Annotated in this window: 20 protein-coding genes; 9 read left to right on the forward strand and 11 right to left on the reverse strand. The window is 40.9% G+C overall.

From position 1 onward, the window contains the following. The first annotated feature begins 106 nt into the window (after positions 1 to 106). From CYAN7822_RS17400 to CYAN7822_RS17415, 4 genes are all read left to right on the forward strand, one after another. Positions 107 to 1,414: a tetratricopeptide repeat protein gene (locus CYAN7822_RS17400; RefSeq protein ID WP_013323568.1), complete on the forward strand. Its 1,308-nt coding sequence runs from the start codon at positions 107 to 109 to the stop codon at positions 1,412 to 1,414. Then, entirely contained in the window at positions 1,399 to 2,463 is a 1,065-nt protein-coding gene (locus CYAN7822_RS17405; protein WP_013323569.1) for a tetratricopeptide repeat protein, read from the forward strand. Before CYAN7822_RS17400 ends, CYAN7822_RS17405 begins: the two co-directional genes overlap by 16 nt. A 288-nt stretch (positions 2,464 to 2,751) precedes the next feature. Continuing rightward, positions 2,752 to 6,030 (forward strand): CHAT domain-containing tetratricopeptide repeat protein, encoded by a 3,279-nt coding sequence (locus CYAN7822_RS17410; RefSeq protein ID WP_013323570.1) that lies wholly within the window; start codon positions 2,752 to 2,754, stop codon positions 6,028 to 6,030. Between the two features lie 144 nt (positions 6,031 to 6,174). Beyond that, entirely contained in the window at positions 6,175 to 9,273 is a 3,099-nt protein-coding gene (locus CYAN7822_RS17415) for an alpha-mannosidase (RefSeq protein WP_013323571.1), read from the forward strand. Positions 9,274 to 9,382: 109 nt separating this feature from the next. Here the strand turns inward: CYAN7822_RS17415 and psbN are convergent, their stop codons facing one another. Continuing rightward, a complete protein-coding gene (gene psbN, locus CYAN7822_RS17420) occupies positions 9,383 to 9,514 on the reverse strand; it encodes a photosystem II reaction center protein PsbN (RefSeq protein ID WP_041933290.1) in 132 nt (43 codons plus the stop codon). Between the two features lie 84 nt (positions 9,515 to 9,598). Here psbN and psbH point away from each other — a divergent pair, with 84 nt between their 5' ends. Both psbH and CYAN7822_RS17430 read left to right on the forward strand, forming a co-directional pair. Further along, positions 9,599 to 9,802, forward strand: a complete 204-nt coding sequence (gene psbH / locus CYAN7822_RS17425; protein ID WP_013323573.1) for a photosystem II reaction center phosphoprotein PsbH — start codon at positions 9,599 to 9,601, stop codon at positions 9,800 to 9,802. Positions 9,803 to 9,904: 102 nt separating this feature from the next. Continuing rightward, positions 9,905 to 10,189 carry a TatA/E family twin arginine-targeting protein translocase gene (locus CYAN7822_RS17430; RefSeq protein ID WP_013323574.1) on the forward strand — a complete coding sequence of 95 codons (285 nt, stop codon included), beginning with the start codon at positions 9,905 to 9,907 and terminating at the stop codon, positions 10,187 to 10,189. A 193-nt stretch (positions 10,190 to 10,382) separates the two neighbouring features. Here CYAN7822_RS17430 and CYAN7822_RS17435 read toward each other — a convergent pair whose 3' ends face one another. The 4 genes from CYAN7822_RS17435 to cobA all read right to left on the reverse strand — a co-directional run bounded on the left by CYAN7822_RS17435 (position 10,383) and on the right by cobA (position 14,375). After that, positions 10,383 to 11,078 (reverse strand): response regulator transcription factor, encoded by a 696-nt coding sequence (locus CYAN7822_RS17435; protein ID WP_013323575.1) that lies wholly within the window; start codon positions 11,076 to 11,078, stop codon positions 10,383 to 10,385. Between the two features lie 214 nt (positions 11,079 to 11,292). Further along, positions 11,293 to 12,345 (reverse strand): anthranilate phosphoribosyltransferase family protein, encoded by a 1,053-nt coding sequence (locus tag CYAN7822_RS17440; RefSeq protein ID WP_013323576.1) that lies wholly within the window; start codon positions 12,343 to 12,345, stop codon positions 11,293 to 11,295. A gap of 47 nt (positions 12,346 to 12,392) precedes the next feature. Beyond that, positions 12,393 to 13,568, reverse strand: a complete 1,176-nt coding sequence (locus tag CYAN7822_RS17445) for a HEAT repeat domain-containing protein (protein WP_013323577.1) — start codon at positions 13,566 to 13,568, stop codon at positions 12,393 to 12,395. A gap of 12 nt (positions 13,569 to 13,580) precedes the next feature. Continuing rightward, entirely contained in the window at positions 13,581 to 14,375 is a 795-nt protein-coding gene (cobA, locus tag CYAN7822_RS17450; protein ID WP_041933291.1) for a uroporphyrinogen-III C-methyltransferase, read from the reverse strand. Positions 14,376 to 14,674: 299 nt separating this feature from the next. Here cobA and CYAN7822_RS17455 point away from each other — a divergent pair, with 299 nt between their 5' ends. Beyond that, positions 14,675 to 16,234, forward strand: coding sequence for a ferredoxin--nitrite reductase (locus tag CYAN7822_RS17455; protein ID WP_013323579.1), 1,560 nt, complete (start codon positions 14,675 to 14,677; stop codon positions 16,232 to 16,234). 252 nt (positions 16,235 to 16,486) lie between these two features. Next, complete coding sequence (locus CYAN7822_RS17460) at positions 16,487 to 16,927, forward strand: response regulator (protein ID WP_245602592.1); 441 nt, start codon at positions 16,487 to 16,489, stop codon at positions 16,925 to 16,927. Between the two features lie 86 nt (positions 16,928 to 17,013). Here CYAN7822_RS17460 and CYAN7822_RS17465 read toward each other — a convergent pair whose 3' ends face one another. The 4 genes from CYAN7822_RS17465 to kaiC are packed head-to-tail and all read right to left on the reverse strand — an operon-like array spanning position 17,014 to position 21,163. Next, positions 17,014 to 18,684, reverse strand: coding sequence for a PAS domain-containing sensor histidine kinase (locus tag CYAN7822_RS17465; protein WP_013323581.1), 1,671 nt, complete (start codon positions 18,682 to 18,684; stop codon positions 17,014 to 17,016). 13 nt (positions 18,685 to 18,697) lie between these two features. Continuing rightward, on the reverse strand, positions 18,698 to 19,060 hold the full coding sequence (locus CYAN7822_RS17470; protein WP_013323582.1) for a circadian clock KaiB family protein: 363 nt from the start codon (positions 19,058 to 19,060) through the stop codon (positions 18,698 to 18,700). A gap of 29 nt (positions 19,061 to 19,089) precedes the next feature. Beyond that, the gene (kaiB, locus tag CYAN7822_RS17475) at positions 19,090 to 19,401 is read right to left on the reverse strand and encodes a circadian clock protein KaiB (protein WP_013323583.1); all 312 of its coding nucleotides are present in this window, start codon (positions 19,399 to 19,401) and stop codon (positions 19,090 to 19,092) included. A gap of 49 nt (positions 19,402 to 19,450) precedes the next feature. Then, positions 19,451 to 21,163 (reverse strand): circadian clock protein KaiC, encoded by a 1,713-nt coding sequence (gene kaiC / locus CYAN7822_RS17480; RefSeq protein ID WP_013323584.1) that lies wholly within the window; start codon positions 21,161 to 21,163, stop codon positions 19,451 to 19,453. 275 nt (positions 21,164 to 21,438) lie between these two features. Between kaiC and CYAN7822_RS17485 the strand changes: the two genes are divergently transcribed. Then, positions 21,439 to 21,618, forward strand: coding sequence for a hypothetical protein (locus CYAN7822_RS17485; RefSeq protein WP_013323585.1), 180 nt, complete (start codon positions 21,439 to 21,441; stop codon positions 21,616 to 21,618). Here CYAN7822_RS17485 and CYAN7822_RS17490 read toward each other — a convergent pair. Next, complete coding sequence (locus tag CYAN7822_RS17490) at positions 21,615 to 21,986, reverse strand: hypothetical protein (RefSeq protein WP_071881443.1); 372 nt, start codon at positions 21,984 to 21,986, stop codon at positions 21,615 to 21,617. The two genes, CYAN7822_RS17485 and CYAN7822_RS17490, sit on opposite strands and share 4 nt — an antisense overlap. 160 nt (positions 21,987 to 22,146) lie before the next feature. Continuing rightward, positions 22,147 to 23,037 (reverse strand): methylenetetrahydrofolate reductase, encoded by an 891-nt coding sequence (locus CYAN7822_RS17495; RefSeq protein ID WP_013323587.1) that lies wholly within the window; start codon positions 23,035 to 23,037, stop codon positions 22,147 to 22,149. Between the last annotated feature and the right edge of the window lie 123 nt (positions 23,038 to 23,160).

A 23,160-nucleotide genomic window follows, 5' to 3' on the forward strand; every position in this document is an offset into this window, starting at 1 on the left:
GGCTATATAGGGGATAGATAGCCTTTGTTACCTTAATAAGGTCTATTTTATTGACTTTTCTATTGCCTCTTTCAGCTAAATAGGCGAGAAAAACTGAACAAAAGTTATGGACAGCCCCATAGATTCATCATTAAAAATTTATCAGTCTGCTTTAGAAATCGTTGCACAGTCTAAACGTTCTCCTTCAAAAGAACAAGTTTTAGATGTTTTATTGGCTAGAGATAGTCTCAAAAATGCGTTAAGTAATCAAGAAAAAATCCCCCATGACCTTGTATTTAAAATTGTCGAGTTAGATTCATGTTTGAAAAAACAGGCTTATAAAATCAATCGAGTTCTAAACTTAGAAGGATATCGGGGTAGTTTGCCTACTCAACCTGAAGATTGGTGGTGGCATTTAGAAACCACAGGAGATGGTCATTCGGGTGATAATTTGGATGGGTTATGGAAGATTCTAAGAGCCATTTTATGGACAGGCAATTTATCACTATTAATAGCAATCATTCCTCGGTTTTTGAGTGCTGGAGCAGGATTAGGAGGGGCTTTGGGGGTAGTTATACCAAGCTTATTAACCCTAGTTAATGCCCGAAGTGAATTCACGGAAACTGGACAAAAAGAACTGGAAAAATGGTTAGTTAAATGGGGGATTAAACCCCATTGCCATGAAAAGATAAAATTAGGATTGACATTTTTGGTTTCGCTTGTATTGTTTTTAATTTGGTGGCAGGGTTTACCTTTCTTTGCTGAATTATCTAATAAACGAGGCTACGAAATTTATAAAAACGGGCAATTGGCAACAGCAGAAGAAAAATATTTAAAAGCGATTGCCGTCGATCCTGATAATCTATCTGCTCATTATAATTTGGGTAATCTCTATGAAGATTTGCAGAACTTTCAAGAAGCTCGCAAGTATTATTTAATTGCCGCTAAAGGCGATATTCCAGAGGCTTATAATAACTTAGGTCGTTTGTCAATTGTAGAGAAAAAATATCCACAGGCAGTCTTTTGGCTACAACAAGGAATAGGAATACAAGGGTCAAAACCTCTTAACGTTCAATACAGTCTTTATAAAAATCTTGGATGGGTAAGATTTGAGCAAAAAAGATATGATAAGGCTGAGGAAGCACTTTCTACTGCTATTGATTTGGTGGAAACGGCAACTAAAGACGAAATTGCTCAAATCCGGAATCGAGGTTCTGCCTCTTGTTTACTAGGGCAGATACTAACACAACGACCAAGGGCAAAGCAAATAGCTTTACAACAAAAGCAGGAACAGAAAATATTAAAACAATGGCAACAATGCTATGAGCTAGTCTCTTATACTCCTGCCAAAGAGCGTAGCTTAGAGGAGGATGATTGGCTTTATCTTGCTTGTAATAAATTAAAAGAGGCTCACAAATCATGCGAAAGTCACTAATTTTTTATTTAGCTTTTCTCGGTCTTGTTTTGCCGGAGTTAGTTTTTTCTAGTGTAGTTTATGCAGCAGAATTTCATGTCATCTTAAAAGTTAAAGGGAATGTTCAGATTAAACGCATTAACTCGGCAAAGTTTCAAGCGGCTAAAGAAAAAGATCGCCTTAGTTCTTCTGACAAATTAAATTTAGGCAAGGGTGCATCTGCCCTCATCATGTGTAGTGATTCCAATCGGTGGATAGTTCCTGACGGTAAAGTATCTTCGGTTTCTGAGGGGTGTTCAACAAGTCCTAAAAACTCTCCTAAACCCTCTAAAAGTGGTACTCGTTCTCCTAATGAAACTATTCCCTATATCATCAGTCCCCGAAATACGGCGCTACTGAATGACCGTCCTTTATTGCGTTGGAATGGGGTAGCAGGAGCAACTAATTATATAGTACAGATACAAGGAGGTGATTTAGATTGGAAAACTCAAAACAGCAATACTGAGATCGTCTATTCTGGCCAACAACCTCTACAAAAAGGAATGCGCTATCTTGTGGTAGTTACTACAGATAAAGGCACTTCTTCTGAGGAGGAACAAGGGGTTACTATGCGGTTTAATATTTTGGATGAGGAAAAAGCCAAGTTAGTCCAACAACAAGCGGCGCAAATAATACAACAAAACTTAACCCCAGAAGCCGAAAAGTTAGCCTTAGCTATTTTATATCGCCAAAATGAGTTGAGGGCAGAGGCGATCTCACTTTTGGAAGGGTTGGTTAAGCAGAAAAGTCAGACAATGGCGGTTTATGGGCTACTAGGAGATCTTTATTTTGAGGTAGGATTAAATCAATTGGCTAAACAGCCTTATTTAAAAGCTTGGGAATTGGCAAAAAAGTCTGAGGATACCGAAGGACAAGCGGACATAGAAAAAGAGTTAGGAATGGTAGAGTATGGGTTAGGAAGTAAGAATGCGGCAAGGGAATGGTTTGAAAAAGCCAAGGCAAATTATGCGGCATTGGGAGATTGTTCTCAAGTGCAAGAGTTGGATGAATTAATGTCTAATAATTTTTAAGGGAGGTATTGTTATGGATGAATCCTTTGCTCCCCTCCCGGGGGGTTGGGGGGATCGAATTTGTAGTATACATTTAGGAAATCTTTGGCTTTAAGTCAGAACCTTGACCCGCCTTTAACTTAAGTTCAAGCGTCACAGGAAAAGTCATCTTTAGATGACTAATATAAAATCTATAAATGAAATGCTAGTCCCTTTAGTGGACTTAAGCTATTAGCCCTGAAATTAATTTCAGGGCGGGTTATGAAACTTGATTAAAAATTTACATATTTATAAAAACCAGGAAAACTTATGCTAAAATCCAGTAATATTTTATTCTTCAGTCTAATTTTATTAACCTTTCCCCAAGCAACAGCACTCAGTTTAACCGAAAAAAAAGTCAATATTTCATGGCAACAAACCAGAGAAATTGCTCAAAAAGATGAAGCCGCCCAAGCAGAAAGACTCTTTAATGAAGGGATGGAACTGTATAAGCAACTCACAGCAGAGTCTAGGCAACAAGCGATACAAAAATGGGAAGAAGCACTACCTTTTTATAAAACCTTGGGAGATAAATCTCAAGAGGCTGAGACACTTTACTGGCTTGGCTACGTTTACGATGATTTAGGAGAGCGGCAAAAAGCCTTGGACTATTACAACCAAGCTCTGCCCATATTTCGGGCAACCGGCGATCGCTCAGGGGAAGCTACTACCCTCACGGGTATTGGGGCTGTGTACGACAATTTGGGAGAGCGGCAAAAAGCCTTGGACTATTACAACCAAGCTCTGCCCCTATCACGGGCAACCGGCGATCGCTCAGGGGAAGTTACTACCCTCACGGGTATTGGCTTAGTGTACTCCAAATTAGGAGAGCCGCAAAAAGCCTTGGACTATTACAACCAAGCTCTGCCCCTATCACGGGCAACCGGCGATCACTCAGGGGAAGCTACTACCCTCACGGGTATTGGGGCTGTGTACGACAATTTGGGAGAGCGGCAAAAAGCCTTGGACTATTACAACCAAGCTCTGCCCATATTTCGGGCAACCGGCGATTGCTCAGGGGAAGCACGTACCCTCACGGGTATTGGCGGTGTGTGCGACAATTTGGGAGAGCGGCAAAAAGCCTTGGACTATTACAACCAAGCTCTGCCCATATTTCGGGCAACCGGCGATCGCTCAGGGGAAGCCGTTACCCTCAACAATATTGGCGCTGTGTACCACAAATTGGGAGAGCCGCAAAAAGCCTTAGACTATTACAACCAAGCCCTGCCCATATATCGGGCAACCGGCGATCGTTATGGTGAAGCACGTACCCTCACGGGTATTGGCGCTGTGTACGACAATTTAGGAGAGCCGCAAAAAGCCTTGGACTATTACAACCAAGCTCTGCCCATATTGCGGGCAACCGGCGATCGCTATGGGGAAGCTGCTACCCTCACGGGTATTGGCGGTGTGTACGACAAATTGGGAGAGCGGCAAAAAGCCTTGGACTATTACAACCAAGCGCTGCCCATATTTCGGGCAACCGGCGCTCGCTCAGGGGAAGCGGTTACCCTGACGGGTATTGGCGGTGTGTACCACAAATTGGGAGAGCCGCAAAAAGCCTTGGACTATTACAACCAAGCGCTGCCCATATATCGGGCAACCGGCGATCGCTCAGGGGAAGCCGTTACCCTCAACAATATTGGCGCTGTGTACCACAAATTGGGAGAGCCGCAAAAAGCCTTGGACTATTACAACCAAGCCCTGCCCATATATCGGGCAACCGGCGATCGCTATGGGGAAGCGGATACCCTCAACAATATTGGCGCTGTGTACCACAATTTGGGAGAGCCGCAAAAAGCCTTGGACTATTACAACCAAGTGCTGCCCATATATCGGGCAACCGGCGATCGCTCAGGGGAAGCTCTTACCCTTTACTGGATAGCTTACACTGAAAAAAATCGAGGCAATCTTAAAGCCGCGCTTCCCTTCATGGAAGACTCGATTAAAATTATTGAAGACCTCCGCAGCAACGTGGCTAGTCCTGAACTGCGAGAGTCTTACTTTTCTACAGTACAAAATTATTATGCTTTCTACATCGACCTGCTGATGCAGTTGCACCAAGAAGACCCCAATAAAGGATACAATAGCCAAGCCTTTAATGCCAGTGAAAAGACTCGCGCCCGTACTCTCCTAGAACTCCTCAGCGAAGCCAAGGCAGATATTCGTCAGGGAGTGAAACCTGAACTATTAGCACAAGAAAGGGAGCTAGAACAACAACTAGATGCTATTGAAAAACGACGTATAGAAGTATTAAGCGGCAACCCAACAGAGGAACAAAAAACCGCTATTGAAAAAGAACGGGACAACCTTTTATCTCAATATCAAGATATACAAGCTCAAATTCGCGCTAAAAGTCCCCGCTATGCCGAATTAAAATATCCTCAACCTCTAACCCTCCAAGAAGTTCAACAGCAGGTTTTAGACAAAGATACGGTTTTATTAGAGTATTCTTTAGGACAGGAACGGAGTTATCTCTGGGTAGTCACCACAGAAGGAATGACTAGCTATCCTCTCCCCTCCCAAAAAGAAATAGAAAAATTAGCCCAAGAGTTGCAAAATGGCATCTTATATGATAAAGATAATCTCGATGGGATTACTAAAGCCGCTTCCGAACTAAGTCAAAAAATCTTAGCACCTGCCGCCCCTCAACTGAACAAAAAGCGGATCTTAGTCGTTGCAGATGGCATCTTACAATATATCCCCTTTGCCGCCCTTTCCCTTCCTGGTAACCAAGAACCCCTGATGACTCAATATGAAGTCGTTAATTTGCCCTCTAGTTCAACTCTAGCAACGATTAGAAATGAAACCAAGGAAAGAAAAACAGCCCCAAAAACTTTAGCTATTTTTGCCGATCCGGTCTTCAGTAGCAATGATGAAAGACTAAAAAACCCCGTAAATGCCCAAACTAAAACCGAAGATTTATCCATAAGTGCCTTGACTCGTTCAGCAGAAGAATCAGAGATAAAATTAATTAGATTAGAGGGAACTCGTCAGGAAGCAGAAGCTATAGTTAAATTGATGTCCGAGAATGAAAGAAGCTACACCTCTGATTTTGAGGCTAATTTAACCAATGCTACCAGTCCTCAACTCAATCAATACCGTATCATTCATTTTGCAACTCATGGTATTCTCAATACTAATTCACCAGAATTATCAGGGGTGGTAATGTCCCTGGTGGATAATAAAGGAAATACAATTAATGGTTTTTTGCGGCTTCATGAAATTTTTAACCTGAAACTCTCTGCCGATCTGGTGGTTTTAAGCGCTTGTGAAACCGGCAAAGGCAAGGCAGTTAAAGGAGAAGGTTTGGTAGGATTAACAAGAGGGTTTATGTATGCCGGTTCGCCGCGTGTTTTAGTCAGTCTTTGGAAGGTTAACGATCGGGCAACTAAAGAGATGATGACTCGATTTTATCGCTTAATGTTGGAGAAAAAGTTACCCCCAACGGAGGCATTAAAAGCGGCACAGTTACAGATGTATCAAGAAACTGAATGGAAGTCTCCTTATTATTGGGCGGCGTTTACTCTTCAGGGGGAATGGCGGTAGGTAAATCTTGCTTGCGCCCTAGGTAACTTAATCTGGTGTGTTACGGCGGATTTTAGGTCTCTGTCATAATCTATGATGATAGCCGCCTAACACACCCTACGTAATAGACTATTTTAGTACCGAAGACCGAGCAATTTTTTGAATATGATCCTTCAAACCCTAGAAAAGTTACGCCAATTGATTGAAATTGATGTTCAATCTCAGTGGCATTATCTTTTACAAGACGTACCCCCTGATACCCTTAACCCTGATCTTTTCGAACTTGCCCAACTGAATGATAAAGGATATATTACCTGGCCTAAAGGTCGTCTAGTCTGTACTTTAACCCAAAAATTCATCATCCCCGATACCTTACAAGGATATCCCCTCAAAGGTCTTGCCCTTCGTTTACTCTTGACTTGGTGGGCCGAAGATGCTCAACTTTTTATTAATGGTCAACTGGTACAACAAGGGGATTTATTTGACTCTTCTACTCGTTTACTCCTGGCCCCTTCAGTAACCCCAAAAGAAGAAATTACCGTTACTTTACGTCTGATAAGTCCCGGTCATGATGTCGGCGGTTTAATGCGCTCAAAATTGCTTTATGAAAGCCCCCATTTTAACGGCATTGACCCCGGTTTTGTGGCGGATGAATTAACCGTATTACACAACTATTTACAAGCTTTTTACCCGGAAAAATTAGACAGTTTTCAAGCCGCACTTAATCATATTAATTGGGATGTGGTTAATGATGCCGCGCAGTTCAATCAATCTCTTTTATCCTTAAGACAAACCCTTCAACCCTTAGCCGCACCTCTCAAAGAACGCAGTCTAAATTTACTCGGCCATGCTCATCTTGACATGGCTTGGTTATGGCCAGTTAATGAAACTTGGCACGTGGCCCAACGCACTTTTGAATCGGTTCTCAATTTACAAAAAGACTATCCTCACCTCACATTTTGCCATACTAGCCCGGCTTTATATGAATGGATAGAAAAAAATCGTCCCGACCTGTTTAAAGCGATTAGGGAGGCACACAAGGCTCAATCCTGGGAAGTTTTAGGGGGTATGTGGGTAGAACCCGAGGTTAATCTCGTTTCAGGAGAATCTTTAGTCCGTCAACTTCTCTATGGTCAACGCTACATCAAAGAAAAATTCGGCGCAATTACTAAAATAGCCTGGTTGCCGGATAGTTTTGGTTTTTCTGGGCAACTTCCCCAAATTTTTAAACAAGCCGGAATCGACTATTTTGTTACTGGTAAATTGCACTGGAATGATACCACTAAATTTCCTTATAGTTGGTTTTGGTGGGAGTCACCTGACGGGACAAAATTGTTAACTCTGATGTCTCCTCCTAACGTTGCTGGCGTGATGGATACTAACCCCATTACTATGTCTAATTATGCGATTGATTGGGAACGACAAACCGGGTTAAAAACGGCTTTTTGGTTGCCGGGTGTGGGAGATCATGGGGGTGGCCCTACCCGTGATATGTTAGAGGTGGCTTATCGTTGGCAACAGTCTCCTTTTTTCCCTGAAATTAAGTTTACTCAAGCTAGTGAATATTTATCAGCTATTAGTCATCAGTCATCAAAAAATAATAAAGATTTAGAACGTTTGCCGGTTTGGAAAGATGAGTTATATTTAGAATTTCATCGGGGATGTTATACCACTCATGCTGACCAAAAAAATTCGAATCGTCAGTCAGAAAAGTTACTATATGAAGCTGAATTATGGGCGACTTTAGCATCGGTCATTATTCCTAACTATTCCTATCCCAAAACAGAGTTAGAAGCGGCTTGGAAAAAGGGACTTTTTAATCAATTTCATGATATCTTACCTGGTACTTCTATCCCTGAAGTGTTTGAAGATGCTAACCAAACTTGGCAAGAAGTACAACAAACGGGCAAGCAAATCTTAGACCACTCTTTAAGAACCATCGCTTCTCAAATTATTTTCCCTCGTCCGCCTCACCCCAATGCCAAACCGATCTTAATTTTTAACTCTTTGAACTGGGAACGTTCTGAACTCGTTGCGGTGGATGTGGTTTCTGATGCTTGGGGCATTTATGATTTAGCGGGAAACCCACTACCTTGTCAGTATTCAGTAGACAATAAGTTGCTATTTTTAGCCGCTATCCCTTCTATTGGTTATCGTCTTTATTGGTTATGTCCTGCTGAACCTTTAAATCTCAAAGCGCAAAATTTAGAACTGGCTGAAGAGTTTATTTTAGAAAATGAGAAATTAAGGGTTATTATTAACGATCATACGGGAGATATAAATAGTATTTTTGATAAAATCCAACAGCGAGAAATCCTCAAAGAACCCGGAAATCAATTACAAGCTTATCAAGATCAAGGACAATATTGGGATGCTTGGAATATCGATCCTAACTATAAGCAATATCCTTTACCCCCATCACAGTTAAAATCAATTCAATACCTTGAAAAAGGGCCTTTACAATGGCGAGTGAGAGTGATCCGAGTGATAGGAAACTCTCAATTTTCTCAAGACTATATCCTTCAGACTGACTCACCTATCTTAAAAATAGAGACAAGCGTCGTTTGGCAAGAAACTCATGTGTTAGTTAAGGCAAATTTCCGCTTAAACTTAGACAATGACTATAGCACTTATGAAATTCCCTGCGGCACGATCAAACGTCCTACTCGTCCTCAAACTCCATCAGAACAAGCGAAATGGGAAGTTCCTGCGTTACACTGGGCCGATATAACTGATCAGTCTCTTCAATATGGGGTAAGTCTTCTCAATAACTGTAAATACGGTTATGATGCAAGTCCGGACGGGTTAAGCTTAAGCTTACTTCGCAGTCCAAACTGGCCAGATCCCCAGGCAGATCGCGAAACTCATCATTTTAGTTATGCCCTTTATCCTCATGCAGGAACATGGGAAGCGGCTAAAACGGTTCATCGGGGTTATGAATTTAACCTGCCTTTACAAGTTGTTTGTGATGAGCGGCTAGGGGTTACAAATTGTAACGCTTCATCATATTTACTGGCGGCTAGTGGTAGCTTATTAAAGTTAGGAGCGGATAATTTAGTATTAATGGCTTTTAAACGGGCAGAAGAAGAGACTAATAGCTTAGTTTTACGCTTTTTTGAAAGCTACGGACAGATGAGTGAGTTATCATTCACGAGTGATTTAGGGTTAAGCCTTGTGGGTGCTGTGGACCTTCTTGAACAACCCCTCAAGACGGATACTCCCATTAACCCTTGGAAAATTGTTACTTATAAAGTAAGGAAATAGGAGAAAGGGTAAGGGGGACTAGAGTATAGAGAATCAGAAATAATTCCACTGTCTCGCCGTCTCCTGACTCCTCACTAATGACTAACGACTAATGACTAACGACTCGTACTTAGTCTTCATGGTCCTCAAAAGGGTCTTCTAATTGGGCAGACGGTGGCCCAAAAGCGGTGTAGATAGCGATCGCCGTAATCCCTACCACAATAACCCCTATACTGATGCTAAGAACTGTTGCAGATTCCATAGACGAGATTAATAATGATACTTGTTCTTTTATAATATTACAGAACATTACAAAAAATCATTTTAGAGACATTATTGGTGACTTATGGCACAACGGACTTGGTTGGGAGATATCCTCAGACCCCTTAACTCTGAATATGGTAAAGTTGCTCCTGGTTGGGGAACAACTACACTAATGGGAGTTTTTATGTTATTGTTCTTCGTCTTTTTGTTGATCATCTTACAAATTTATAACTCTTCCCTCTTACTTGAAGGGTTTAAAGTTGATTGGAGAAGCTTAGGTCAATAAAATTATTTGAGTTACCTGGGAACAGCTATTTTTCCTAAATACTGACTCCTGGGTAACTCCTGATTTATCAAGGATATTTAATCAATAAATGGGAGAATTTATATGAATATTTTTGGCATTGGGCTACCAGAAATGATCTTGATTTTGGTAGTTGCTTTATTAATTTTCGGTCCCAAAAAATTACCGGAAATCGGCCGGAGTTTAGGCAAAGCGATTCGAGGATTTCAAGACGCTTCTAAAGAATTTGAGAATGAATTTCAGCGAGCCACACAAGACCAAGAAATCGAGGAGTCAGTGAAAATGAAGGCTCAATTAGAAGAATCTTCACAAACGAAGTCCATCAAAGACGCGGAAACCAATCCGGTTAATACTTCTCAACAAACTTAAACGGTTAGATGAGGGAACAGGGTGCTGCGGGTGCGCTACACAGGTCCTGTTGTTAACCCTTATCCAAGCCAAGCCGCCACTTAAACAGTGAACAGGTAACAGTTTAAGGTTGATTGGCACTCTTAGTTTAATAATATTTAACAATAGATTTTTCAGGGTTGAGAAAGTCAAACTAAAGCGCTAAATCGGTGTTTTAAGACTTGAAATATTCAAACTTATAGCCGATCCCTCTCACGGTTTGAATAAACAAAGGAGGAGAAAGAAAAGCTTGAAGCTTTTTCCTAATTTGGCCAATATGAACATCAACCACTCGATGATCGCCAGTAAAAGAATATTTCCAGACTTTTTCAATGAGTTCAGCCCGAGACCACACCCGCTCAGAATTAGAGGCTAGAAAATAAATTAGCTCAAATTCCAGAGAGGTAACATTTAACAATTGATCATTGACGATAATTTCACGTCGATTTGGATCAATAATTAAATTGGGAAATATGATCTGTTCTAAGACTTGCTCAGAATTATTTCGCCGACGTTTCAAAAGAGCTTGAATTCGCCATTGTAATTCTTCTAAATGAAATGGCTTAGTAATATAGTCGTCAGCCCCTTTGCGAAAGGCTTCAGCTATATCCTCTTGTTGTGTTCGGCAAGTAAGTATCAAAATACAAACATCTCTCTTAAGCTGCATTTGTTCACAGATTTCATAACCAAGAACATCAGGTAAATTAATATCGAGAATCACTAAGTCAGGCTGGAAGTTATCAAAAACGGCTAGAGCCGATAGACCGTTACTGGCCATTTGTAATTGATAACTCTTATGCTGGAGAAACCGAACAATTAATTTGAGAGTGGGAGTATCATCTTCAACCACCAGAATCTTGGCAGATGCCATAATCGCTTAAATTTAGTCATAGTTTACTGTAGTGGTTAGGAAATCAAACAGTAATATATAGCCTTCCTACTTCAGGGGTAAATAAAAATAGTTATCAAAAGGGAACAAAGCAGTTCTTGGCGCTGGGTTGATCCGCGCTAGACCAAGTTTTTAGAGATTTTTTAGGATAGCTATAGATATTATTTTAGTCGATGATTGAACATCAAGTACCGGATTAAGGGATCGCGGCTCGAATTTCCTCTCGTTTTTTAGCGACTTTCCCACTGCTTAAGAGTTCCCGGGCGGTTTCCAAACCGATAGATAAATCAGCACAAACCCCATAACGCCACAAATAAAAACCTCCATTCCAAACCGCCGCCTGCTCTAGTCTAGAAGGTTTACCTTCGATAAGTGCCTCCATCTGAGACAATAATTCAGAAATCGAACCTAGAGGCATTTCCTTATCATCAATACCATATTCATGAGGATGAAGTTTCAGATATTCAAACCCATTGGGAGCATTAACAGAAGAAGCGGCGACAATGGTGGTTTGAGACAAACGAAGATCACAACTTCCTTCTAACCCTTTGACGAAAGTAAAAGGAATGGTTAATTCCCGTAACTTTAAGGTTTCTCGAAATAAAACTTCTGTAGGGGGATGAACATAACCCGTGACTAAGTGCATCTTCCCCTGGTAGGGCGACCAAATTAATTCTAGAGTAGCCAGAGGAGGACGTTTACCGATTTGATCTCGATAGGGGGTTAACCCATCTGCATTAGGAAAATGTTTGGGTAAATAAACAAAACCTAAACCGCTATTTTTGAGCAGTTCTTGCACTTGTTCTAAAGATAATTGAGCAAAATCTAACCCCAACCCTTGCCACAATTGGATTAAGGGAACACCATATTTAGTTGGCATTGTGTCTCCCCCGTGCATAATGACACCGACACCGGCACAAGTCAGGATGAGTGCTGTTAGAGGAGAAATGGGCGCTGTGCGGCTACGTCCATCATAGGGGATACCAAAAACCATCACGGTTTTTTCTTGTTCATTCTCAGGGTAAAGTTTTGGCCCGAGTTCGTCATAAGCATCCAGCATTCCCGCCAACTCTTGAGGGGCAATGCGCTTAATGCGATGAGCAATCATAAATGCACCAATTTGAGCCGCCGTCGCTTCTCCAAGCAACATCATTTTTGTTGCCATAGCGGCTTCTGTACGGGTTAAATCTTCTTTGGTGTGCTGTCCACTGCCAACTTTTTTGAGTAACTCTCGAAATTGACTGCTCATCTTACCCTACACAATGACTAACCCTTAAAAAGTAACATTTAAAGGTGCTAGGTCAAACAATATCTTAGGGCAGAGATCGCGTGTATTCTCACACTTTGATCAGCATCTTCTTTGAGTTTATCTAAAGCTAACAGGGCGGTTTTTGCGCCGAGTTGTCCCCAGGCATAAGCTAAGGCCCGTTTGATGGGAGGTTGATGAATCATGGGGTGTCTCGAGTGGAAAAATTTTAAGAGAATGTCGGCGGCTTGGGCTTTGAGTTCGCCGTTTTCTACTCTGCCTAAAATGCGGATAATCTCTAAAATACTTTCCGGCACCACATAAGTCAAAGCCTGTTGTAAATATTGCAAACTCGCTGGGGTTTCCATCCAGCCTAGGGCTTGAATAATCGTCGTTTGTAGAAAAATGGGGGTAGCAGGGGCTTTCAGCACTTCAAATAAAGCACTAGCCGCTTCGGCTGTTGCTAGTCTGCCCAAGGCAAGAGCCGCCTGTTGAGACACTTCCAGATTAAGATCATAGAGCCGGGGTTGAAGATGGGTCAATAAGTTTAATTCTAGAGCTTGGTCTGTTCTAATGCCTAACCCGGTGACGGCTTCTTTTCTAACAATAGCGGCATAATCATTTAAGGCTTCGATTAAAACAGGAGCAATCCGGGGGTCTTGATAACTGCTGAGGGCTTCAATGGCTGTAGCGCGTACAGCGACTTCTTCATCTTTGACTACTGTTAATAAGGGGGTTATCACTGCCGGATGGCGAATTTGGGCTAAGGCCAAGGTAGCCAAACGACGAGACTCGCGTTGAGTGAGCAAGTCTGAAAGCACATTGATCGAGGCCGTTCCTAAATTGGCTAAGGCACTGGCTGCGATCGCCGCTAAATCTTCATCTTCTGTGGTTTGCAGCAAATTGACTAAGGTGGCGATCACCTCTGGATGATTAAACTCGCCTAAAATTCGTCCGGCAAACCATCTTTGTTCTAAATCGGCATCTTCATCATTCAAAATTTGCATCAAGGGCGCTATGGCTTTATCTCCCAATCTAGGAAACAGTTTTGCCACTTCCCAACGGTTTTGAAACGCGCCACCGGTGAGAATCTCGATGGCCATTGAAAGGGCTTGCTCTGTTTCTATGCTATTTTCTGGCAATAATTGTTGTAAATACTGGTTAGCAAGGCACCAATTTTCCTGTTCTGTTGCTGTAATTATTTCTTGGAGGGTTTGGGTGAGCATACTTGACTTGAATTAATTATAAGAGATTAAGCTAGGATCAATTCTTTGAGGCATACAACCCGTTAAAATTTGATGTAAGTTAACGACTGAGCCGATAACAGCGATGGCCGGGGCTTCAAATCCGAGCCTTTCTACCTGTTCATTTATGGTGCTTAATTTTCCGATCAGTAGCTGTTGCTCGGGACGGGTTCCCCAACGAATTAGAGCAATAGGAGTTTCTTGGGATAGTCCGGCACCGATTAGTTGGGGGATAATTTGGGCTAAATTATGGACTCCCATATAAATGATAATCGTTTCTGATCCTTTTGCGATCGCTTTCCAGTCAATTTTGGGGCGATATTTTCCTACGGCTTCATGGCCGGTCACAAAAGTTACTGAAGAACTGTAATCTCGATGAGTTAAGGGAATTCCTACATAAGCCGGGGCGGCAATTCCGGAGGTGATGCCGGGGACAATTTCTACAGGCACACCTGCCTCGATCAGGTCTTGCATTTCTTCCCCACCCCGTCCAAAGATAAAGGGATCACCGCCTTTGAGTCTGACGACAATGGCATTTGTTTGGGCTTTTTCTCTCAATAAATTTGTTGTTTCTGTTTGGACTAAAGAATGACGACCTCGACGTTTTCCGGCATCAATTTTTTCGGCATTAGGATTAATCATTGCCAGGATTTCGGGACTGACTAAAGCATCATAAATCACGACATCCGCCATTTCTATTAAGGTTTTTCCTTTTAAGGTTAATAGCCCTGGGTCTCCTGGCCCTGCACCCACTAAATAAACTTTTCCTAAACATTTACATTGATTCATCATCAGGCACGAAAAAATTCCTTTCTTTTAGCTTAAAAATTTTTTGAAACTGTTTAGTAATTTTAACTACAGAAAGCGTTTTTTAATGTGATTTTTCCATGAAAATTATGCAGTTTTTGGATTTTACTCAATTTATGCAAAATACGCATTATATAAATGCTTATTTATCAAGCCGACCCAAATTTGGTAACAAAGTACACAAAGTAAGCCGTGTTTTCTCCGTAAGTTACGAAGTAATACGAAATTTTTACATTCTGGTTTCAGGCAGTTAAATCGGAGCAACCTTGAGGATAAACGCCATGACCGTCGCCCTTGACCCAACAATAAAATTAAATAAGATTGAGAAAGCTAAAGCACAAAAAGATGGATTAGCCGTTAAAGACGAGATAGAAAACTTTGCCAAAATTGGCTGGGAAGCGGTTGACAAAACCGATCTAGAAATGCGCCTGAAATGGTTAGGAATTTTTTATCGTCCCGTAACCCCAGGTAAGTTTATGCTTAGGTTACGGACTCCTAACGGCGAACTCAACAGTGCAAAAATGCGGGTGTTAGCTGAAATTGTGCAGCGCTACGGCGAAGATGGCAGTGCTGACATTACCACTCGTCAAAATATTCAACTTAGAGGAGTCCGTCTTGAAGATATCCCCGAGATTTTTCGTAAACTAGAAACGGTGGGTATTACGGCGGTACAATCCGGTATGGATAATGTCCGTAATATTACGGGTTCACCCGTAGCCGGAATAGATGCGGATGAGTTAATCGATACCCGAGAATTAGGCAAAAAAATCGAGGATATGATTACTAATAGCGGTGAAGGCAATTATGCTTTTACTAATCTACCGCGTAAGTTTAATATTGCCCTAGAAGGTGGACGAGATAACTCGATTCATGCAGAAATTAATGATGTTGCCTTTGTACCCGCCTACAAAAATGGAGAATTAGGTTTTAATGTGTTAGTCGGCGGGTATTTATCTGCTCAACGTTGTGCAGAAGCAATTCCAATGGATGTTTGGGTAGCGGCTAATGATGATGTGGTAGAATTATGTCGCGCTATCCTAACGGTTTATACAGAAAATGGATTAAGCGAAGGATTACGAGCAAATCGACAAAAAGCCCGCTTAATGTGGTTAATTGATCAGTGGGGCACTGAAAAATTCCGCAGCGAAGTGGAAAAAGAATTCGGTCAACCCTTGGCAAGAGCCGCCGCCGCCGATGAAATCACTGAAGATAAAAAAGACTATATCGGTGTTTATCCGCAAAAACAAGCCGGTTATCATTATGTCGGTTTACACGTTCCTGTAGGTCGTCTCGATGCAGAAACCATGTTTGAGATGGCAAGACTAGCTGATGTCTATGGTAATGGAGAAATTCGCGCCACTGTCGAACAAAATTTTATTATTCCTTACATCAAGACTGAAAATCTAGAAACCTTTTTAGCAGAACCTTTATTACAACGTTTTCCCATTAATCCTACTCCCTTAATGCGCTCACTGATTTCTTGTACAGGAAGCCATTACTGTAACTTTGCCCTGATTGAAACCAAGCAACGAGGGGTAAAATTAGCTCAAGAACTCGATTCTGAGCTAGAAATTCCGCAACGGGTTCGCATTCACTGGACAGGTTGCCCTAATTCCTGCGGACAGGTACAAGCCGGAGATATTGGTTTAATGGGGACAAAAGCCCGCAAAGATGGTAAAACTGTCGAAGGCGTTGACCTCTACATGGGCGGTAAAGTGGGTAAAGATGCTAAACTAGGTACTCTCATCCAAAAAGGCATCCCCTGTGAAGACCTCAAACCCATGCTCAAAAAATTACTCATTGAACAATTTGGAGCCAAACCAAAAGAAAGTACCCCATAGAGATTAGGGAGTAGGGAGTGACCAAGCCCCGTTGGGGCGGGTCTAGGGGAATGGGTGTGGGGAAAAAGCCGCCCCAACAGCCAGTGGGTTACAAGCCCCGTTTTTTAAGACGATTGCTAGGGGAGGGGTACAAGCCCCGAGATGATGCCTTCCCCCGACACCCGACACCCGACACCCTGTTATTGACTCGACTTCATAATATCTTCAAATTTTTGCTTTATTTTGGAGATAGCACCTAAGCCTGAAGTCATTATGAACAGTATTGTTTTATCTCCAGTTCATACTGGAGTCCAGATGTTTGCAGAAGTTGAAGACTTGACAGCTAGAAAACTCTTAATGGTTGACGATGATCTAGCTATCTGCGAAGTAGTTAAAGGCGCTTTAGAAGACCTTGCCGGTTGGGAAGTGATGACGATTAATTCTCCTCAACAGGGATTAGTGGAAGTGGTGAGGCAACAAATCGATGCACTGATACTAGACCTGAGAATGCCTCAGATAGATGGGCTGGCGTTTTTACGAGAACTTAAACAAAATCCGAATAATCCCTCTATCCCTGTGATCTTATTAACGGCTGAAACGGGATTGCCTAATGGCGGTTGTTTAGCTCAGTTGGGAGTGGTTGGTGTAATTGGTAAACCCTTTAATGCCATTTTGCTTCATCGTCAAATTATGGCTTTGTTAGGATGGGCTTAAATAATTTTTAAAGATTTTTAAGCGGCTACTACAGAGCCAAAATAAAAATTTTTATTTAAATCAAATCAAAAAGTTTGAAACAATATTTAAGGCTTTTGGATTTGACAACTGAGGGGAAGAGTAAAATAAAAGATGCTACCTTGGCCTAAAATGCTAGTTACCCAAATCTCTCCGTGATGTTGTTTAATAATAGAATGACATATAGCTAATCCTAAACCCGTTCCTCCTTTTTCACGACTATCACTACTATCAATCTGTAAAAAAGGCTCAAAAATCGTTTCTAACTTATCAGGGGGAATTCCTCGTCCTTGATCTTCTATTTTGAAAAGAACGTAGGGATAAAAAGAGCCTGAACAATCACAAGTCGAAGACAGACAGGCTTTAGGCACCTTGATGGTTTGGCTTTTAGATGCTTCAAAAAGTTCAGCACTGATGACAATAGTTGTGTTAGGTGGAGAAAATTTAATGGCGTTATTTAATAAGTTGATCAACACTTGAATAATAGCATCTGCATTAGCCCAGACTTTCAGATTAGCTACATCAGTCTTAAAAATAATACTATTTTGCTCGGCTAATCCAAGCATCGCATCAATTGATTGCTCGATTAAGGTCTTGACATTACAAGTTTGCTTGCTCAGTTTGTATCGGCTTGAGTCCATTCGTTCGAGGGAAAGAATATCATTCACCAGAGCAACTAAACGATTGGTTTGTGTAGCGGCAATCTGCAACATTTTTTTCATCTTGTCTGGTGCTTTGTCATAGATACCAGCCGCTAAAAGTCCCAAAGAACCATGAATAGAGGTCAAAGGTGTGCGTAATTCATGACTGACTAAAGCAATAAAATTTTTTTTCATTTGCTCCATCAGTTCCCGTTGAGTAATATCCTCAACTTGAGTAATAAAATGTTGTGGCTTGCCGTTACTATCTCGAATTAATGAACTATGCAACTGTACCCAGACGATATGTCCGTCTTTGTGGATATATCGTTTTTTGATTTCATAAGCATTCATTTCTCCTCGAATGAGTTGATTGATGTATTTAATATTCACCGCTAAATCTTCTGCCACTGTGAGGTCTTGAAATTTTTTACTTAACAGTTCAGCTTCCGGATAGCCGACGATTTGACAAAATGAAGAATTCACCTTCAACCACTGACCATCTAATCCCACTAAGGCTATGCCAATGGGGGCATATTCAAAAGCCTTACGAAACTGTTCCTCGCTTTGACGAAGAGCGGCTTCATTTTGCTTTTTTTGACTGAGATCAGTGACCACAACATAGTGAATTACGTTATGTTCTACAATCAGTTCATTAGAAGATAAATAAACGGGAATTTCTCGGCCATCCCCAGTTAATAAGTTAATCTCTTCATCAAAAGTTTTAATTTCTCCCTGATGGTTGAAAATAGGGTGACAAATCGCTAAATCTTTTGGACAAATAAATTGTTTAAAATTAGAACCTATAACTTTTTCTAAAGGCTGTTTTACTAGGTCGGCTAAACTTTGATTACAATATAAAATAAATCCATCAGGAGTCATGGTAGCCGCGCCTTCTTTCATCTGTTCGATTAAAAGACGATAGACATAATCAGATCCTTGAAGGGTAAAGACTTTTTCTCCCTCAGAGTCAAAAATTACTAGAGCATCGACTTCACCTTGCCGAATTGCTTCTAGCGTTTCTTCAGCAATGGCTAGGCGCTTCTCTAGGTCTTCAATAATGTTTAGTAGGTGTTCTTTGGATAGATCTTTATTGTTCATACAGTCTTATTATTCAAGGGATGTAATCCTTATGTTTGATATCTAAACCGACCAAAACTTTTTCTATATTAGACATATTCCCGATTAAGCGTTGTAGCGGTAAAGGAAGTTCTTTAATCAGCGTAGGAATGGCAACAATATTTTGAGGAGCCACTAAATTAGGTTGTTGATAAACATCAATAACTTCTAGTTCATAACGTCCAGCTAAATATTCTTGACAAATTTTTTGAATATTATTTAAAGCTTTTATAGATTGGGGAGTGGTTCCAGCAATATAGAGTCGTAGGCTGTAATATCTATCATCTTTTTCAGCCACAGCCTCTTCAAATTTAGCTGTACTACTTTTTTCTAAGGAATCATCTTTTTCATTAACCATACTTATTTTTCACCGTTTAGTTCCACTTTTTAACATTTAACTTTTTCAATATCAAGTCCGATTAAAACTTTTTCTTTGTTGGACAAATCTCCAATAATTTGTTTAATAGGAGGAGGTAATTTTTTAACGAGGGTAGGAATAGCAAAAATTTGATCTTGTCTGGCTAACTGAGGATGTTGCAATAAATCTATGACTTCTATCCTATATTGACCCTGAAGATATTCTTCACAAATTTTTTTTAAATTGGCAAAAGCCATAACCGATTTAGGTGTTTGTCCAGCCACATAAAGCCTTAATTCCCAAATTTCAGTCTCTATAGTATTAATTTGATCTTCATTCATTCTAATTGACTCCTCATCATCTTTTTTGGCTCCTATTTTTAAATAAACTTCATGTATCTGCTTTTCGTAATTGTGCCATCTTGGCTTGGTCTTTAACAAATTGTGTTTGATAGTGTTGTTCCTGTAAGCTCAAAACATCTAATTCTTCTTGTTCGGCTTCTAACTGGGCTTGCAGAGCTTCGATTTGAGCTTTGGCTACGGCGGCTCTACGCTTGTATTCTCGTTTTTTTCGTTCTATTTCTTGCTGTTGTTTTACCCTTTCTAAGTTTTCTTGTGTTTCTTGTGCCACTCGTGCTGTACCGGTCAGCACTGTTCCCAAGCCTAAATAAACATCGAGAAGTTCTACTCCCTCACTCTTAAATAGCAGTTCTCGCACTTGATTAGAATGATCCATACCCCGAGATTTGAGAACATATAAAATTCGATTTCTTTCTCCATTTGTTTCTAGTGTACGAATTTCTAACCAGGTATCCATTAAAGAAGATACCCCTATTTCTGTATGTTCTAGAGGACTGCCACCTGGGGTAAGATTGGTCAATAAAACCGTAATTTTCTCAGATTTGAAATAATCAATTAGCCGCATAAAAAAGGCTTTGGTCTGAATCAGATTACCTGTTAAACTTAAATTACTCATGGGATCAATAATCACCGTGCTAGGTGCAAAGGTTTTGATCCAATTATGAATTTTGACTAAGTGCATTTCTAAACCATAAGTGGTGGGACGTACTGCATAGAATTTTAATAATTCTTGTGCGATAAAAGGGTTTAAATCTAATCCCACTGAGCGCATATTACGAAGAATTTGCTGAGGGGCTTCTTCGAGCGCCATATATAGACAACGTTCGCCTCGCCGGCAGGTCGCGGCGGCAAAATGAGCGGCGAGGGTACTTTTACCGGTTCCTGCTGTTCCTGTAATTAAAATACTGCTATTGCGATAGTATCCCTGTCCCCCTAACATCTTATCCAATCGGGGAATACCAGAAGAGACGCGCTCATTAGATACTTTATGCTCTAATCCTAAAGAGGTGATGGGTAAAACTGAAATACCATTTTCTTCGATTAAAAAAGGATATTCATTACTACCATGACTCGACCCTCGATATTTAACTATTTGCAAGCGTCGAGTGGATAATTCATCGTCTACCCGTTGATCTAAACGGATCACGCAATCAGAGACATATTCTTCTAACCCTTGACGAGTTAAGGTTTTTTCGCCTCGTTCGCCGGTGATAATGGTGGTGACTTCTTGCGCTTTTAACCAGTGAAACAACCGACGCAATTCTGAGCGCACGATGGCTGCATTGGATAAACCCGCAAATAACACTTCAGTAGTATCTAAAAGCACTCTTTTCGCCCCTATTTCCTGAATAGCACAGCCTAAACGAATAAAGAGGGCTTCTAAGTCATAGTCTCCGGTTTCGGCAATCTCTTGAGGATCAATGGAGACATGATCGATGATTAATTTTTTTTGAGCGATTAATTCAGCTAAATCCCATCCCAAAGAAATGACATTTTCCGTTAATTCTTGGGCAGTTTCTTCAAAAGACATCAATATTCCGGGTTCATCATATTCGGTTGCCCCCCGGACTAAAAATTCTACCCCCATCAACGTTTTCCCGCAACCGGCTGAACCACAGACTAAGGTGGGGCGACCTTGAGGCAATCCTCCACCGGTAATTTCATCTAAGCCGCTAATACCTGTTGGACATTTGCGAAGTTGTTTTTTTTGCTTAGTCTCTACTATTGGATTGAGTTCAGCCATAGGTTAATGTCTATAATAATATCTATATTAAAATATCCCTTGTGCTGATCACTTACATCAGGCTATTTTAGTTTTTAAAAATGAAGAATTTCTGAACTCTGCCGGTTAACCGGAGAATGTCCACCTCTGAGAGCGACAGGTTTATTTCTAATGGTTATTGACAAAACTTGGATTTTATGATATTGATTTTTTTTAAAAGAGTTATGGAACTCAGGTTGAAAAACTGCGCCGCTAAAATCAAGAAAAGTCTATTTAATGTATTGTAAACTATATCTATGTCAACAAAAATCCAATTTTACTTACTCGCGTTACTGGTGATCGGCACTGTAATACTGACAACCCGGTTTTTTAATTTTGGCATGATGGGGTTGACTGTTTTTATTTTGGCTTATCTATCTAAAGGAATGAGGCGCGTCTCTCAACATAAGCCGCCCAACTCAGCCACCATTGATTAATGATGGTGATGGTGATGATGACCTTGCTCTTGATTGGGATCGGAAAGGTTTTTCTGAGTGGGTGAGTGTATTTCCTCGTGTGTGGGGCCAACTGGATTAGCTCCCCAACTCATTAATCCCATTGTTTGGGAACCTGCGGTCAATATTCCCATAGACACTAACCCCCCGGCAATGGTCCCCATCGCTACAACCCCAAAAGATACCAATCCCATCGGCACAATTCCAATCGCAATTAGCCCCATCGGCACTATTCCGATAGAAATATAACCTGTAGGCACAACACCAATACTAATCAGTTTATTTTTTTGAAAATTGCAGCTAAATTTCTGGATTATTCCACGCTGATCTTTTTCGGTATTGGCATCCATGAGAGATTGTAGATAGATTTGCATAGAAGTCTATCCTACTGGAAACCTACAAGGCTGTCAAAAGACAAGCTGTCAAAGTTTTTGTTTTTTGATAGAGCGCAAAGGGCGCAAAGGAGCTTTTTGAGAATGCTTGGCTTTGGCCCGAGATTTTGACTGAGGTTTATTCAATAGGGGCAATTCCGGCTTGTTCGAGAATTTGAGGAATTAAATCTTCTCGCTTAATGGCCATTAAATGAACCCCATGACAGAGTTGTTGGGCCATTTTGACTTGTTCGGCTGCGATTTTTACTCCTTCTAAAAGAGGATCGCTTGCTTCGCCAAGACGTTTTATGATTTCATCAGGAATATGAACCCCGGGTACATTACGCTTAATGAAAATGGCATTTTTAGCAGATTTCAGCAGAAAAATACCCGCTAAGACCGGCTTATCGGTGGCGGATGCTATCTGGTGCATAAATTTATCTAAGCGATCAAAATCAGTAATTAGTTGGCTTTGGAAAAATTGCGCCCCGGCGGCTAGTTTACGTTCAAAACGGGTCTTTAAACCTGACCAACTTTCGGATTGAGGATCAACCGCCGCCCCCGGAAATAAATCTAAGGCTTCATCAGGAAGAGGTTGATTATTCAAATCAAAACCCTGATTTAGTTTATCAATAACTTTGAGCAAGCGGACAGATTCTAATTCAAAAACAGACCGTCCTTTTTTGTGGTCCCCGGCTTTCATCGGATCACCGGTTAAAGCCAAAATATTGCGAATTCCTAAAGCATAAGCCCCCATTAAATCTGCTTGTAGCCCAATGGCGTTACGGTCTCGACAAGCCATTTGACAGATGGGTTCAATGCCATTTTTTAAGAGGATAACAGAAGCGGCTAAGGAAGACATCCGCAAAACGGCACGACTACCATCAGTAATATTGACAGCATGAACTCGTCCTTTTAAGCATTCTGCCATTTTTAACATTCTTGCTGGATTACCTCCTTTTGGAGGGCAAACCTCAGCCGTAATTAAAAAATTTTTTTCTTTAACAGCCTGACGAAAATTGTTAATCATAATTTTATTAGTTATTAGTTATTAGTTATTAGTTATTAGTTATTAGTCATTAGTCATTAGTCATTAGTTATTAGTCATTAGTCATTAGGCTGAGCTAAGGCTGACTACTTTGATGTTAACCTG

Origin of the sequence: Gloeothece verrucosa PCC 7822 (assembly GCF_000147335.1) — a bacterium.
GTDB lineage: Bacteria > Cyanobacteriota > Cyanobacteriia > Cyanobacteriales > Microcystaceae > Gloeothece > Gloeothece verrucosa.

What these genes read in the sequence shown, in the direction of transcription:
- psbH (WP_013323573.1), top strand. Translation starts at nt 9,599, where the DNA reads ATGGCACAACGGACTTGGTTGGGAGATATCCTCAGACCCCTTAACTCT.
- CYAN7822_RS17470 (WP_013323582.1), bottom strand. Translation starts at nt 19,060, where the DNA reads ATGGTTAATGAAAAAGATGATTCCTTAGAAAAAAGTAGTACAGCTAAA.
- psbN (WP_041933290.1), bottom strand. Translation starts at nt 9,514, where the DNA reads ATGGAATCTGCAACAGTTCTTAGCATCAGTATAGGGGTTATTGTGGTA.
- CYAN7822_RS17445 (WP_013323577.1), bottom strand. Translation starts at nt 13,568, where the DNA reads ATGCTCACCCAAACCCTCCAAGAAATAATTACAGCAACAGAACAGGAA.
- CYAN7822_RS17455 (WP_013323579.1), top strand. Translation starts at nt 14,675, where the DNA reads ATGACCGTCGCCCTTGACCCAACAATAAAATTAAATAAGATTGAGAAA.
- kaiC (WP_013323584.1), bottom strand. Translation starts at nt 21,163, where the DNA reads ATGGCTGAACTCAATCCAATAGTAGAGACTAAGCAAAAAAAACAACTT.
- CYAN7822_RS17405 (WP_013323569.1), top strand. Translation starts at nt 1,399, where the DNA reads ATGCGAAAGTCACTAATTTTTTATTTAGCTTTTCTCGGTCTTGTTTTG.
- CYAN7822_RS17460 (WP_245602592.1), top strand. Translation starts at nt 16,487, where the DNA reads ATGAACAGTATTGTTTTATCTCCAGTTCATACTGGAGTCCAGATGTTT.
- CYAN7822_RS17485 (WP_013323585.1), top strand. Translation starts at nt 21,439, where the DNA reads ATGTCAACAAAAATCCAATTTTACTTACTCGCGTTACTGGTGATCGGC.
- CYAN7822_RS17415 (WP_013323571.1), top strand. Translation starts at nt 6,175, where the DNA reads ATGATCCTTCAAACCCTAGAAAAGTTACGCCAATTGATTGAAATTGAT.
- CYAN7822_RS17440 (WP_013323576.1), bottom strand. Translation starts at nt 12,345, where the DNA reads ATGAGCAGTCAATTTCGAGAGTTACTCAAAAAAGTTGGCAGTGGACAG.
- CYAN7822_RS17490 (WP_071881443.1), bottom strand. Translation starts at nt 21,986, where the DNA reads ATGGATGCCAATACCGAAAAAGATCAGCGTGGAATAATCCAGAAATTT.
- CYAN7822_RS17400 (WP_013323568.1), top strand. Translation starts at nt 107, where the DNA reads ATGGACAGCCCCATAGATTCATCATTAAAAATTTATCAGTCTGCTTTA.
- kaiB (WP_013323583.1), bottom strand. Translation starts at nt 19,401, where the DNA reads ATGAATGAAGATCAAATTAATACTATAGAGACTGAAATTTGGGAATTA.
- CYAN7822_RS17435 (WP_013323575.1), bottom strand. Translation starts at nt 11,078, where the DNA reads ATGGCATCTGCCAAGATTCTGGTGGTTGAAGATGATACTCCCACTCTC.
- CYAN7822_RS17495 (WP_013323587.1), bottom strand. Translation starts at nt 23,037, where the DNA reads ATGATTAACAATTTTCGTCAGGCTGTTAAAGAAAAAAATTTTTTAATT.
- CYAN7822_RS17465 (WP_013323581.1), bottom strand. Translation starts at nt 18,684, where the DNA reads ATGAACAATAAAGATCTATCCAAAGAACACCTACTAAACATTATTGAA.
- CYAN7822_RS17410 (WP_013323570.1), top strand. Translation starts at nt 2,752, where the DNA reads ATGCTAAAATCCAGTAATATTTTATTCTTCAGTCTAATTTTATTAACC.
- cobA (WP_041933291.1), bottom strand. Translation starts at nt 14,375, where the DNA reads ATGAATCAATGTAAATGTTTAGGAAAAGTTTATTTAGTGGGTGCAGGG.
- CYAN7822_RS17430 (WP_013323574.1), top strand. Translation starts at nt 9,905, where the DNA reads ATGAATATTTTTGGCATTGGGCTACCAGAAATGATCTTGATTTTGGTA.